The 13,380-nt window shown below is 67.8% G+C and carries 13 protein-coding genes and 1 pseudogene; 7 read left to right on the top strand and 7 right to left on the bottom strand.

Features of this window, described 5'->3' with window-relative positions; genetic code table 11:
- Positions 1-215 precede the first annotated feature (215 nt).
- A complete protein-coding gene (locus ACIQRL_RS36930) occupies positions 216-983 on the bottom strand; it encodes an AraC family transcriptional regulator (protein WP_401339934.1) in 768 nt (255 codons plus the stop codon).
- A 120-nt stretch (positions 984-1,103) separates the two neighbouring features.
- Here ACIQRL_RS36930 and ACIQRL_RS36925 point away from each other — a divergent pair, with 120 nt between their 5' ends.
- Positions 1,104-2,273 (top strand): MFS transporter, encoded by a 1,170-nt coding sequence (locus ACIQRL_RS36925; RefSeq protein ID WP_401339931.1) that lies wholly within the window; start codon positions 1,104-1,106, stop codon positions 2,271-2,273.
- A gap of 111 nt (positions 2,274-2,384) precedes the next feature.
- Here ACIQRL_RS36925 and ACIQRL_RS36920 read toward each other — a convergent pair whose 3' ends face one another.
- From ACIQRL_RS36920 to ACIQRL_RS36905, 4 genes are all read right to left on the bottom strand, one after another.
- Positions 2,385-2,762, bottom strand: a complete 378-nt coding sequence (locus ACIQRL_RS36920) for a toxin Doc (protein ID WP_401339928.1) — start codon at positions 2,760-2,762, stop codon at positions 2,385-2,387.
- The gene (locus ACIQRL_RS36915) at positions 2,762-3,001 is read right to left on the bottom strand and encodes a hypothetical protein (RefSeq protein ID WP_401339925.1); all 240 of its coding nucleotides are present in this window, start codon (positions 2,999-3,001) and stop codon (positions 2,762-2,764) included. The genes ACIQRL_RS36920 and ACIQRL_RS36915 overlap by 1 nt, the downstream gene beginning before the upstream one ends.
- Positions 3,002-3,152: 151 nt before the next feature.
- Complete coding sequence (locus ACIQRL_RS36910; RefSeq protein WP_401339922.1) at positions 3,153-3,557, bottom strand: hypothetical protein; 405 nt, start codon at positions 3,555-3,557, stop codon at positions 3,153-3,155.
- A 616-nt stretch (positions 3,558-4,173) separates the two neighbouring features.
- The gene (locus ACIQRL_RS36905; RefSeq protein ID WP_401339919.1) at positions 4,174-4,866 is read right to left on the bottom strand and encodes a TetR/AcrR family transcriptional regulator; all 693 of its coding nucleotides are present in this window, start codon (positions 4,864-4,866) and stop codon (positions 4,174-4,176) included.
- A 53-nt stretch (positions 4,867-4,919) separates the two neighbouring features.
- Between ACIQRL_RS36905 and ACIQRL_RS36900 the strand changes: the two genes are divergently transcribed.
- On the top strand, positions 4,920-6,038 hold the full coding sequence (locus ACIQRL_RS36900; protein ID WP_401339916.1) for an FAD-dependent oxidoreductase: 1,119 nt from the start codon (positions 4,920-4,922) through the stop codon (positions 6,036-6,038).
- An 82-nt stretch (positions 6,039-6,120) separates the two neighbouring features.
- Here ACIQRL_RS36900 and ACIQRL_RS36895 read toward each other — a convergent pair whose 3' ends face one another.
- On the bottom strand, positions 6,121-6,561 hold the full coding sequence (locus ACIQRL_RS36895) for a VOC family protein (protein ID WP_127357022.1): 441 nt from the start codon (positions 6,559-6,561) through the stop codon (positions 6,121-6,123).
- Positions 6,562-7,671: 1,110 nt separating this feature from the next.
- Here ACIQRL_RS36895 and ACIQRL_RS36890 point away from each other — a divergent pair.
- The 4 genes from ACIQRL_RS36890 to ACIQRL_RS36875 all read left to right on the top strand — a co-directional run bounded on the left by ACIQRL_RS36890 (position 7,672) and on the right by ACIQRL_RS36875 (position 12,247).
- On the top strand, positions 7,672-7,959 hold the full coding sequence (locus ACIQRL_RS36890) for a hypothetical protein (RefSeq protein ID WP_401339912.1): 288 nt from the start codon (positions 7,672-7,674) through the stop codon (positions 7,957-7,959).
- A 428-nt stretch (positions 7,960-8,387) separates the two neighbouring features.
- The gene (locus tag ACIQRL_RS36885) at positions 8,388-9,203 is read left to right on the top strand and encodes an endo alpha-1,4 polygalactosaminidase (protein ID WP_401339909.1); all 816 of its coding nucleotides are present in this window, start codon (positions 8,388-8,390) and stop codon (positions 9,201-9,203) included.
- A 387-nt stretch (positions 9,204-9,590) separates the two neighbouring features.
- Positions 9,591-11,555: an Ig-like domain repeat protein gene (locus ACIQRL_RS36880; protein ID WP_401339906.1), complete on the top strand. Its 1,965-nt coding sequence runs from the start codon at positions 9,591-9,593 to the stop codon at positions 11,553-11,555.
- 269 nt (positions 11,556-11,824) lie between these two features.
- Positions 11,825-12,247 (top strand): hypothetical protein, encoded by a 423-nt coding sequence (locus tag ACIQRL_RS36875; RefSeq protein WP_401339903.1) that lies wholly within the window; start codon positions 11,825-11,827, stop codon positions 12,245-12,247.
- 38 nt (positions 12,248-12,285) lie between these two features.
- Here the strand turns inward: ACIQRL_RS36875 and ACIQRL_RS36870 are convergent, their stop codons facing one another.
- Entirely contained in the window at positions 12,286-12,528 is a 243-nt protein-coding gene (locus ACIQRL_RS36870; protein WP_401339901.1) for a hypothetical protein, read from the bottom strand.
- Between the two features lie 552 nt (positions 12,529-13,080).
- Between ACIQRL_RS36870 and ACIQRL_RS36865 the strand changes: the two are divergent.
- Positions 13,081-13,377 (top strand): annotated as a pseudogene (locus tag ACIQRL_RS36865) (winged helix-turn-helix domain-containing protein); the annotation flags it as partial.
- Positions 13,378-13,380 lie beyond the last annotated feature (3 nt).

Here is a 13,380-nt window from a genome sequence, read left to right as displayed (position 1 = left end):
GGGGGACCCTGTGGGAGAGTAGGACGCCGCCGAACAAATATTACAGAAACCCCCGTACCGGGAAACCGGTCACGGGGGTTTTCTGCGTTCCAGGGTGTATTTCGCGGACCGGGTAGTCGGATTCTGATTCAGCGACCGTCGGATGCGCTGACGCGCTGCCCTGGGGACCGTGCCATGTGGGCGTTGTTCCGCGACCCGCCTCGCCGTTTTGGCCGTCATTCCTCCTGAGATTTGACCATGCCTGCGCGGTAGATACCGGGGGTGATGCCTACCGTCTGGGCGAAGGTTTGGACGAAGGCGCTGGTTGTCGCCCATCCGCAGGCGTGGGCGGTGTCGGTGACGGTGGCGCCCTCGGCGAGCATGACCATCGCGGTGAAGATCCGGGCGCGGGTCCGCCACTGAGGGAAGGTCATGCCGAACTCGTCGCGGTAGAGGCGGGAGAGGGTGCGCTCGCTGGTGTGGACGCGGCCGGCGAGCTGGGCGAGGGTGCAGGGCTGGTGCAGATCCTTTTCGACGAGGCGGCAGGCGTCGGCCAGTCGTTGGTCGCGGGCGGCGGGCAGGGCAACGGGCTGGGCTGTCACGCGACGTAGTCGGTCGCGCAGCACCGCTTCGATGTGCCGGGCCTCGGTCTGGGGGAGGGGGGTGCTGGTGAGCGCGATGAGCAATTCGCGCACCAGAGTGTCGACGGCGATGACCGTGGGGCGTTCGGCGTCGAGCAGGGGGGTCCTGCCTTGGGCGGGGAAGCCGATGGTGTGGAAGCGGCTCCGGCCGTAGAAGCGGTGTTCGTGCCAGGTGTTCGCCGGAACCCACAGGGCGCGGTCGTTGGAGGCGATCCAGGAGCCGTGTTCGGTGGTGATCGCGAGCACGCCGGAGCTGACGTAGATCAGCTGGTGGTCGTCGTGGCGGTGCCGGTCGATGGTCTCGCCGCCACCGAGGAACCGTGTGCTGGTCGGCGCGATGGGCTGGTGGCGGATCTGCGACATGGATAGGCAGAATACGGGAAGCGCGCCCGGGGTGCCTCTGGCCATCGTGAGTGTGTGACAACGATCCAGGAAACAAGTACCCCTCGCGATGCGGGTAGTTCGCCCGGGCACTGGCGTCGGATGCGGATCTGGGCCGGCGCCCATGCCGTCGACGACTTCTACCAGGGCCTCGTACCCGCCGCGGTCCCCTACTTCGTGCTGCAGCGCGACTTCAGTTACGTGCAGGCTTCGGGGCTGGCACTCGCCGCGACCCTCGGCAGTGCGTTGCCGCAGGTGCCGATCGGACTGCTCGCCGACCGGTTCCGGCTGCGATGGATGTCGCCGCTGGGGGTCAGCCTGGCGGGTATCGGGGCGGGCATGTCCGGACTGGCGCCCTCCTACCCGCTGGTTTTCGCCCTCTTGCTGATGGCGGGTGTCGGAATCGCGATGTTCCATCCGCCCGCGGGGCGTGACGCACGCCGTGCGGCCGGGGGCAGTGCCACCGCGATGAGCTACTTTGCCGCGGGCGGCAGCGTGGGGTTCTTCGTCGCCCCGGCGCTGGTCACACCGACCCTGGACAACCTCGGGATGGGCGCGACCGCGCTCTTCATCCCGCCTGCCGTCCTCATGGGCTTCATCCTCCTGCGCCACCAGAACCGCACGTCCGATACGGCGGTCAAGAAGGTGCGGCGCCAGGGCAAGGACAGGCCAGGCCGGTTCGCGGCCCTGACCGCCGTCGAGATCGTGCGGTCCACCATCTCGACCGGACTGAACACCTTCATCTCGCTGTACTGGATCCGCCACCTGGAGGCGAGCAGTGGCCTCGGTGGTCTTGCGCTGACGCTTGAACTCGGCGGCGGTGTGGCCGGCACGCTGCTCGGCGGGCGGCTGGCAGACCGCATCGGCATGGTGCGCACCGTGCAGGTCGGCAACGCGGCCATGCTGCCCGCCCTGTGGCTCATGCTGATCTGCGCCGACAAATATGTCGCGCTGCCACTTGCGTTGTTGGTCGGCCTGATCTCGAACATCCCGTTCGCCGTCCTCATCAAGCTCGGCCAGGACTACCTGCCCAGCCGGCCCGGGACTGCTGCCGGCGTCACTCTCGGCTTGGCGATGAGCGCCGGCGGACTGTTCATGCCGCTGCTGGGCATCATCGCCACCCACCACGGTCCCCGAGGCGTCCTCGTGGTACTCGCCACCGTGCCGGTGCTCGCCATGCTGCTCTCCGTCTTCTTGCGCGAACCTGTCCCTGAGGAAGCTGCCCCGGAGGAACCCGTGCCCGCCGAGGACGCACCCCTCACCGCCCCCTGACGTCCCGATCCGACGCACGCTTTTGCGCCCGGCCCGGTGCGTCGGCAGCCGTCTCGCCGACGAGCGGCGCAGCGACGACTGCGCCGCGATGAACAGTCCAGCCGCGGGGTGTCAGATCTGCCAGGTGCGGAGGACGTCGGCGATGTCGTAGATACTCAACCGAGTCTCGCGGACCTTTCTGATCAGGTCGGACAGAGCCCCGTAGGGAGGGTCGATTCCTTCCCCGGACTGGTCCATGTACTGGCCGGTGATGAAGGCGGCGAAGAGGCTGTTGCGGTGGGGGAGCGGTTCGAGGCGCACGATGGTGTGCAGGAGCGCGGCCGCGCGCCACGCGGTGTCGGGGTTGGACGTGGCGAGGGTCGGCATACGCGTCTTGTGGCGCGCGATGGCCGCCACAAGGGCCGAGTAGTCGGTGACCGTCACGTCGTCATTGCCGAGGGCGACGTCCTGCACGTCCAGGAGCCAGGGGACATCGATGTACAGGGTCATCAGGCGGCACTGGCTCCCTCACCGCGCTGCGACGGGGGAATCTCGTCCGGGAACGCCTCGTCGAACTCCTCGCGCAGCTTGTCCGCCCACGAGGCGGCGCCGGCCACGAACTGCTTGCGCTGCATCTCGCGGACGCCGAGGTCGTGCATGTACTGCTTGAGGCTCTTGCCCTCGGCTGCGGCTGACGCGCGCACGGCTTCCAGTTCTTCCTCGGTGAAGGTCACGTTCAGTGATGGCATACCGGCATGGTACCTATCCGGTACCTTCTCGCGCGACCCACTGGGAGAAACGGCCGAGGTTGCGAGGATGGGGCCGGTCGCGTCCCGTGTGCTGGCGGGCAGCTCCAGGCGTCGGACCGTGGCCGGTTCGGATGGTGTCAGACGGGCCCGGTCAATAGCCGCCGCTCTGTGACGATGGCGCCGTCTTGGTGATCGCCTTGCCGTCGGTGCCCACCACGTACCACTTGGCGCCGAAGGCGTCGAGCCCTTGCCCGTTGGTCTGCCCGGCCTTGGTGTCGTCGACGAACGTGTACAGCGGGTGCCCCTTGTACGTGACCTGTTTCGAGCCGTCGCTGCGCGTGGTGGTCGACAGCAGCTTGCTGTTGACGCCGCCCCCGGCGGTCGGCTTTCCGTGTGCCTTCAGCGGCGGCCAAGCCTTGGCGCAGTCTCCGTTGCAGGTGGACTTATTGGTCTTGTCGGACTGGAAAAGGTAGAGGGTGTGCCCCTTGTTGTTGACCAGGATCTTGCCGAGCGGACCGGACTTGGTGGACACCGTCGCGGAGGACGAGGCGCTCACCGCCGATCCCGCTGCTCGTACGCTGCCTGCCGAACCGTGGCTGCCGCCATCGGCGTACGCTGCCGTGGCCCCGGACAGGAAGAGTGCCGTTCCAGTGGCTGCGATGAATGCTCGGGTGTGTTGCTTCACGAGAAGTCCTCAGGCTGCGATCGCCTCGGGGGGTCTTTCGGCCGTTGCAATTCGGCGCGCGTCGCGTACCTTCCATTACACGCCTAAGTTGACAACCCGGCCACAGGACCGTCGCGTCACCATCGCAGGCCCGCAGCGGTGACGGGTCGCACGCTCTCTGCGACTTGATCTTGCACTTGTGCGGCGTGGCAACAGATTGGTCCGTTTCTCACTCCGTTGCCGTCTTCGTAGCCCGCAACGGGGTTACTGACCTTCGGAGTTGGGGTCCGTCCCCCGGGGCCCGCGGACCCGGCAAGGGAGTGTCCCTTTGATGGGTTGGTCGGTTGATCGGATGTGTCTGCCGCTCCCATCAGCAAGCCGCCGGGGCCAGGAGAAGGTGGGTGCGCCAGGCCGGACCGAACCCGACGATCACGCGCTCGGACGCCCCGCGGCGGTCTGAGGACGAAGGCGCCGTGCCCACGATCGACGCCCGGGCAAGAGCAAGGCGTTACGCCGGCGGCCGGGTGAGTTTGGCGCCCACGGCGTCGAGGACCCAGTCCAGGCCGGTCGCGAAGGATGCCTCGGCGTCCACGTCCGTGCCGTCGTGCACCGCCTTGGCCAGCGCCGGGAAGCGGCCCGTGGCCAACATTCTCGTCACATGCGGGCCGTGAGCGCGCTGCCAGTCGTGCTTGGACAGGCCCGTGGCGCGCTCGGCCCGCAGGTTCGCGATCTCGCGCCTGATCGCGCCGGTGAAGTAGGCGCTGACGGTCTCCACGGCGCGCATGACGGTGTCGATGTCGGCGAGGCCGTCGAGGGAGGCCAGCGTGGCCTCGGTCACGGCGAGGCCGTTCGGGCCCAGGGCCGGGCGGCCGCCGAGCAGGTCGGCCAGCCATTCGTGACGGAGAGCGGCCTGCCTGGTGCGGTGGGCGAGGATGTTCAGCGCCTCCCGCCAGTCACCGGGCTGTTCCTTGGGGAGAATCTCGGCCTGGACCTTGTCCACCATGAGGTCGAACAGTTCCTGCTTGGTGGAGATGTATCCGTACAGCCGCATCGGACCGGCGTTCAGACGGGCGGCGACCTTGCGCAGCGACACCGCCTCCAGTCCGCCCTCGTCGGCCAGTGCGATGGCGGCGGTGACGATCCGCTCCCGGTCGAGCGGCACGGGGCGAGTCGGCGGCTCCGGCCGGTCCCACACAGTCATGGCCACATCGTACTGTTGCCATGCAGTGCATTGGAAAAATACAGTGTATCGCCATGAGACATCGCATCGCCGTGGTCGGCAGTGGCCCTGCCGGCCTTACGTTCGCCCGTGTCCTGCACCGCCATGGCCACCCCGTCGCCGTCCTCGAACGCGATCCCGCCCGCGATGCGCGCCCCCCGGGCGGCACGCTGGACCTGCACGAAGGGCTGGGCCAGCTCGCGCTGGACAAGGCGGGGCTGCTGGCGGAGTTCCAGGCGCTGTCTCGCCCCGAGGGACAGGCCATGCGCATCCTGGACACGGACGGGACCGTCCTGCGCGACTGGCGCCCTCGCCCAGATGACCGGGCCAATCCCGAGATCGATCGCGGGCAACTCCGTGACCTGCTGCTCGGCCCCCTCGACGTCCAGTGGGGTCGGGGTGTGACGCAGGTGGTGCCGGGGACCCGGGAGGGCGTACGGGTCCATTTCGCGGACGGGCGACGGGAGACGTTCGACCTCGTGGTCGGCGCGGACGGCGCTTGGTCCCGGGTTCGCCCGGCAGTCTCGTCCGCGACGCCGCACTACACCGGCGTCACCTCGGTCGAGACCTCCCTCGACGACCTGGACACCCGCCACCCTGACCTCGCCCAGCTGGTCGGCGACGGTTCGGTGGCCGTGTACGGCGTGAACCGAAGTCTCGTCGCCCAGCGCAACACCGGCGGCCGCGTCAAGGTGTACGCCCAGTTCCGCGCCCCGCTGGACTGGCACACGAACCTGGACCTGGCTGACGTCGAGGCCGTGCGATCGAGCCTGCTGGCTCTCTTCGACGGCTGGGCCGCTCCCGTCCTCGACCTCCTCCGCCACGGCACCGCTTTCGTCCACCGCCCCCTGTACGTCCTGCCCGTGTCCCACACCTGGACCCACGTCTTCGGGGTGACGCTCCTGGGCGACGCCGCCCATCTGATGCCCCCATTGGGGGCGGGGGCGAACCTCGCGATGCTGGAAGGCGCCGAACTCGCCGAGTCCATTGCCGCCGGTCCTGGAGATCTGGACGAGGCCGTGCGCGTCTTCGAGGAACAGATGTGGGTACGGGCCACCAGGTGGGCGAAGATCACGACGGCCGGTCTGGAACGCCTCGTGAGTCCGGACCCCGCCGAAGCCCTCGCCCTTTTCGACCAAGTCCAGCCATCCTGACCGCCAAGCGCGAGAGCACCAGGACCAACCGCTCGCCACGACGTCACGACAGCGCACGGCACCCGCCGCGGTCCCTTCCGGCTCAGCGCAGTTGCTCGGCCAGTCCGACGATGATGCCCTCCGGGCCACGGATGTAGCAGAGCAGATAGCTGTCCTCGAACCGGGCGATCTCGCCGACGAGTTCGGCGCCGTGAGGGCGCAGGCGGGCAACGGTGTCCTCGATGTCGTCGACGGCGAACATGACGCGGTGCGTGCCCAGAATGTTGTGGGGCCGGTTGCGAGGCCCGGCACTGATCACCGCTGGGCTGCGGTACTTCGCCAGCTCCAGCCGGCTGTGACCGTCCGGGGTCCGGACCATCGCGATGTCACAGCGGACGCCGTCAAGTCCGGTGCACTGGTCGGCGAAGAGGCCCTCGACCTCCGCCCTGCCCTCCAGCTCCATACCGAGTTCCACGAAGAACGCGATGGCCGCATCCATGTCCTCGACGACGATGCCGACGTTGTCCATCCGCTGAATCGCCATGCTGGTTTCTCCTTCTGCCTCTTCTTCCTCGTGCGGCCGGTGGTGGCCGCTGATGTCCCTGGGACGGATCCGGTGGCACGTTCTCGACATCCTCAGAGTGCCGACTCCGAACGATCTGGATCGCGCCCCAGCACCGCTACAGCTGACCCGCGAGCCAGGCGCCACCACCGAGGGTGAGTGCGCCGCAGGTGGCCGCTCCCATGGCCGATCAACGACCTTCGCTCGAAGTAGTCACATGATCGGCCGGAGCGCTCCCAGCCATCCATGCCTGCACAGCCTGCATGCCTCGAAGTCTGGGCATCGGGTCAGGCCGGGTGCTGTACAGCAGGAAGTACGGCAACCACCGCCACCGTCCCCGATCATCATCGGCCCCAAGCAACCCTCTGACACGCTGGGCAGACCTCAGCGACCGTCCCACCCATAGTTCGCAACGAGGCCTCCACTTCAGGGCGGGGTCTTGGCACACTCTCTGCGGGTTGCCAGGGCCGACCACAGGCAGCCCTGCAACGCCCATGACGGACGTGCTCCTCCCGCGCCCGGCGGTCGGGAACTTCATGGCCCCACTGAGGCTCGAACGCCTGCGGGGTAACCTCCCGGTGGAGGGGTGCCATGACTTCGTGGATCATGCTGGCCTGCGGATGCGTGATGGCATCCCTGGGAATGTTGGCCTTGAGCGGTCGCCATAGAGCGCAGTACAGGCATCCCCAGAAGGCTGGTTGGGGCTTCATCCTGGTCGGTGCCGGTATTGCCTTGGACGGATTGCCGAGGCTGGTCGAGTGGTCCTATGCAGTGGGCGCGGACCTCGCCGCCGTAGCCTTCGTTCTCGTCGTGCTCGGTGCGGTGCTTCAGATCCTTGGCGGGCCGACATCAAGGGCAGCCCGACTCCTGACATCACTGGCTGCCGCCAACAGGCACGAACCGCACAGGGCAACAGCCGACGTCGACAGTGGGCCGGCCGAGGGAGAGCAAGGCGCGGCCCCTGGCGATGATGATCCACGCTCGCCCTGCTAAGGATGCGACCAGACCTCAGAACCAGGGGGACTCACGATCGGCGCGTTACGGGCAAGTCGGCAACGGCGCTGGCGTAACTACCGAGTTGGGGATCGGCACGTGTACTGGATCATCAGCCCGCTGTTTCGTGGGGCGAAGTGTCTTTTCGGACCGGCGTGGGGGATCCGGATCGTCAACCTGGCGCTGTTCATCTACTTCAGCGTGGCGACGATCACCGAACAGGGTTGGAAGCGTGTCTTCGCGATCTGTGGGGCGATCTTCGTCCTGGTCGAGACGGCACTCACGGAGTGGGAGCGCACGCATCCGCGGCTGAGGAAACGGCAGCGGGCCGTCTCCGGGCCATCCGAATCCCCTGTCCCCGGCGATTCCTCGTCGGTGGAGACCTGACTGCCCCGCTACCTGCGGAGCCTGCCGCACACATGGGGCACGGCCAGAACGACATCAAGACCAGGATGGGCCTTGACTCCTGATCTTGGACACACGAGACATCGGAGCCTCAGGATCTGAGAACAGACATCTCGGGGTCATGAAGCACTACCCGCCGGAGTTCAAGGCGGACGCGGTCGTGCTGTACCGGTCGCGCCCTGGACGGACGATCAGGCAGATCGACGCTGATCCGGTCGGTGAGTAGTTCCAGCGTTGACATCCTTACGGGCAGTCGCTTTACTCCGGGACAGCACCGGAGCCCTGCTCCGTGTTCAGAGACACGCCCAGCCGGTATGCAGGCCTCGCGCCGCGAGCCCGGCCCGAGTCGCCAGGACGTTCTTACGCGTCCGAGGCGGGGACGTGCCCTCTCCCCCTGGGAGCTCATCCACATGAGCCGTTTCAGCCCCCCTTCCCGCACACTCACGGGCACCGTCATCGGCGCGGCAGCGCTGGTCGGTGCTCTGGTCGCCCCGGCGACCTCCGCGCAGGCCGCAGCCGTGCCCCTGCCGCCCGCACACGTCGGCTTCGACTATCAGATCGGCGGTGCCTACACCCCGCCGGCCGGGGTCAAGGTCGTCACCCGGGACAACACCGCCTCCCCCGCGGCAGGCCTGTACAACATCTGCTACGTCAACGCCTTCCAGGCCCAGCCGGGTGCCGAGAGCCAGTGGGACTCCGACCTGCTGCTGCGCGACTCGTCCGGCAAGGTCGTTTACGACGAGGACTGGGGCGAGGCCTTCCTCGACGTCAGCACCGACGGCAAGCGGCAGCGGATCGCGGGCAAGATCGGAAGCCTGATCGACAGCTGCAAGACCAAGGGGTTCCAGGCGATCGAGCCCGACAACTACGACAGCTACACCCGTTCCGGGAACCGCCTGACGGCCGGCAACGCGCAGGCGTTCATCAAGCTGCTCTCCGCCCGCGCCCACGCGGACGGCCTGGCCATCGCCCAGAAGAACACTCCCGATCTGGCAGGCAACCACACCGCCAACGGTCTGGACTTCGCCGTGGCCGAGGAGTGCGGTCAGTACGACGAGTGCGGCGACTACACCAGCGCCTTCGGAAACAACGTGATAGTGATCGAGTACACCAACTCCGGCAGGTCGAAGGCCTGCAGTGGGTGGGGCGGCACGCTGAGCATCGTCCAGCGCGACGTGGACGTGAAACCGGCGGGCAGCAGCGGCTACGTGCGCAAGACCTGTTAGACCGCGGGCCGAATCGAGTCGGGTGTCGGCCTGCGGTGGCTCCGGGTGTCGCCGCAGGCCGACATGGCTTCCGCCGTCCCGCACTCGGCGTCTGATCTTGGTTGTTGAGGTGTCACTTGTTCCTCGGGGTGAGACGGCCATCGAAGGCGATCCGGAAGGTGATCCGGAAGGTGGGCAGGGTGCCTTCCTGCCAGCCTCAACTCGCCATCACGGACGGGAGTTGGGAACCGGGAGAGCGTAAATGAGACGGACGGGGCCCCTGTGCCGACTGTGCCAGTGGCATGACCTACTGTTCGCTCACCGGCCACATACGCGCCACAGTTCCCACACATGGCGGGGCGCGTCGGCGTCCTCATTCGTTCCGGGGGGTTCGAACCAGCTGTGCGTATGCGCACCCTCACGGCCGCCACGACACTGGCGGTCCTCTTCAGCTCGGCGGTCCTCACCGCCCCGCCGGCGGTCGCGGACACCGTCGCGAGCCTGCCGGTGAAGCAGACCGCCGACATCGTGGTGGACGGCGTCCACCAGCGGGTCTTCGTCAGCGACCCGAGCAACGGCAAGATCGTCGTCACCGACTACGCCGGGAAGATGGTCCGTCAGCTGACCAACCTGCCGGGTGTCGTGGGCCTGGAGCTGTCCGCCGACTCCGGCACGCTCTACGCCGCCGTCCGGGACGCCGACGTGATCGTCGCGTTCGACACCGCGACCGGCACCGAGACCGCCCGTTACACGGTGGGCGACAACCCGCTGAGCGTCGCCCTGGCGGGCGGCAAGCTGTGGTTCGGCTACGGCGCGGCCGGCGAGGGCAACATCGGCTCGGTCGACGTTTCCGGCGAGCAGCCCGTGGTCACCCTCGCCCAGGAGGGCATCCTCTGGTACCTCGCCCCGATGCTGGACGCCGCACCCGGCTCCGGCACCCTGATCGCGGGCGCGATCGGGCAGAGCCCGGTGAGCCTGGCCTCCTACGACGTCTCCTCGGGCACGCTCACCCGCACCGCGTACACCAACGGCACCGGCAGCAGCCTCGGGGACCTCCAGGTCACCCCGGACGGCCAGGACGTCGTCGTGGCCAGCGGCTCGCCCTACCACCACCAGGTGTTCCGGACGTCCGACCTCACCGCGGACGGCTCCTACGCCAGCGACGCCTACCCGAACGCGGTCGCCATCGCCCCGAACGGCGCGGTCGCGGCGGGCATCTCCGGGGCGTACGAACCCGACGTCTACGTCTACAAGCCGGGCGGCACCACCTCCGTCCGCGAGTACGACTTCCCGGACACCGACCCGAGCGTCACCGGCGCCGACGAACTTGCCGCCGCAGGCCTGGCCTGGGCGCCGGACGGCTCCCGCCTGTTCGCGGTGACCTCCAACTACTCCGGGGCGTACTCCCTGCGGGTCCTGGAAGCGCCCACCACGCCGACCACCTCGATCACCGTGGACGCCCCGGCCACCGCGACCCGCGCCAAGCAGCTCACCGTCAAGGGGAAGGTCTCCTCCAAGGTCGCGCTGCCCGCCGGCATCAAGCTGACGGTGATGCGCACCGACCTGGAGTCGCCGGGTGGCAAGGCGCTGAGCACGGTGACCGTCAAGGCGGACGGCAGCTACTCCTTCGTGGACACTCCGCCCGCGGGCGGCAAGGTCACGTACACGCTGAAGTACGCCGGCGACGCCGACCACGTATCCGGCACCGGCTCCGACACTGTTGAGGTCTCGCGCGCCAAGACGACCCTGACGCTGAACAACAACGGCAAGGTCTACTCGTACGGCGCCGACGTGACGTTCACCGCGCACCTCGGCACGACGTACAAGAACCGCAAGGTGGAGATCTGGGCCGACCCCTTCGGCTCGGACAAGCCGACCACGCTGGTGAAGTCCGGCACCGTCAACTCCAGCGGGAACCTGTCCGTCGTTCTGGATCTGAAGCGGGACACCAAGCTCACCGCGAAGTTCCTGGGCGACGCCCGCTACGCACCGGCGACGGTGACCGGCACGGTCGGCGCCGAGGTCAAGGTGTCGACGTCGGTGAGCGGGCACTACAAGACGTCATACACGGGGGGCCACACCTACTACTACTTCAAGAAGACCAAGAACCCGCTGTTCACCAACACGATGACGGCCTACCCGGGCCGCAAGCAGCGCCTCGAGTTCCAGGTCTACGACAACGGCACCTGGTACGCCAACGGTTCGCAGTACTTCACGCTGAGCTCCGCGGGCGTGTCCAAGGTGGAGCTGACCGGCAAGCACGCGACGGGCTGGCGGATGCGCGTCCGCTCCTCGTACGTCAACTCCTCGTCGGGCGACACCGTGAACTCGACGACGTACGGCGCGTGGAAGTACTTCACCTTCACGAGCTGAGCGGCATGCGGCGTGAGCTGCAGCGTCGGCAACTGGGGGCCAGATGGTGGAGCGGCCGACACCCGCTCCACTTTACCGTCAACGTTCTCCAGGCCGTACCCGCCACCGTCCAACAGGCCGTCGTCGGGCTCCTGTTCACCCGTCGTGCGGCCGGCTGTTGCGCAGACGAGGGTCGGCGAGGGCTTCGATCGCGTCGGGACCGGAGGTGAGGGTGGGATGATCGTGTCCTCTCCGGTACGCGTGGCGATGCCACGTCTACCGTATCGCCGGTGACCGACGAGGAAGACGAAGGATCGATGACGCTGAACGTGGGCCAACGGGTGCGGCTGGCGGCGGATCTCTGGTTGGCCGGGTCGGTGACCCCGACCGGGGAGCCCCCGGAGGAGACGGGTGCCTTCGCCGCCTCTCTGTCCCTGGCAGCAGGCATCGAGGGCACCGTCGAGCGTGTGGACGAGCATCACCGGCAGCAGAGTCACGAGGTCCGTGAGTATCTGCGCCTCAAGTCGCTCCTCGACGACTTCGGCCACCAGATGCCGGCGGCGAGCAGAAAGCAACTGAAGGAGCAGGTGGGGGCTTTGGAAGAGCAGTGGCTCGCCTACCAGCGACAGGTGCTCCGCGTCACGGTCCGCGTCCGGCTCGACAACGGATTCGTCCTCGACGACGTCCCCGAGGAGACTTTCGCCTCCGCCTGAGCATGCGTCCTGGCGCTCGCTTTCCGCGTGGCGGCCTGTCAGCGGGGCAACTCGATCGTCTCCGCGGTGAACAGCCGGCGGCCCTCCGTGTCGCAGGGGCCCAGCTCTCGCGCAGAACCCGCGCCCCCGGTTCCCGCTCCGTCGGCTCCTCGCACGCCGGCAACGGTCGGGGCCTCGATCGCCTCGGCGGTCGGCACGTCGTTGCGGGCCGTACAGCCGTTCTTGTCATCGTCCTTCCAGTGCGGAGAGAGCTCGCGCTTGTAGCCATCGCGGATCCCCATCCGCGATCGGCAGCGAGGTGACGGCCCCCGGGTTCTTGATCACCGCCCGGAGACACCGGGTGGATTGCCGTCGGCACGACCTTGGCGAAGGCGCCTCACTTTGCCGGCGGAGCGAATTCACCGAAGAAGCGATCATGCACCAGATCCGGTCAGACGCACCGCCTCCTGACACAGACACAGACACAGACGGGCCAGGGCCCCGCTCCTGCCACAGCCGGCGGCCGCCGCAGGGCCCGCCCCGAACCGCGGCACGTCCTCCACGATCACGTCCAGGCGCAGCCGCACGAGGCGCAGCGGGTGGCGAAAGACCCGTCGCGGCCTGTGGCCCGGTTCGCGCTGTGGAGTGAAGGGGGGTGCGGCAGGGACTCTTCCTCTCGACAGTACCGATCGGCGGGAAGTCTTCGACCTCCGGCCCCGGGCGCATGGCCAGATACGGTCAATTCCCCAGGTCATAGATGTGATGCCAAGATCACAAAGTGTGGCGGACCCGCTGATAGCGTGATATTCGTTTGATCGATCATTCCACTTGCATACAATTCGCTGGGGGGCGATGTGCTGTCTAGGGTGCCATCGGGGGGCAGCCTGTTGGAGTTAGGCCTTCTCGGGCCACTTGAGATCCGAGTCGACGGGCAGCTGTTGGACATATCTGCGCCACGGCTCAGGACAGTCCTGGGGACGCTCCTGCTGAGTCCCGGAAAGACGGTTTCCACTCGGCACTTGGCAGAGAGCCTTTGGGAGGACAATCTTCCATCGGATCCAGCCAATCAGTTAGCCGCCTGCGTCTCCATGCTGCGCCGTATGTTCAGGCAGGGTGGAGTGTCACCGGAACTCCTTGTCACTCGGCGGCCGGGC

This window comes from Streptomyces sp. NPDC091209 (genome assembly GCF_044757755.1).
Taxonomy (GTDB): Bacteria; Actinomycetota; Actinomycetes; order Streptomycetales; family Streptomycetaceae; genus Streptomyces.
This window is presented reverse-complemented; position numbering and strand designations above follow the sequence as displayed.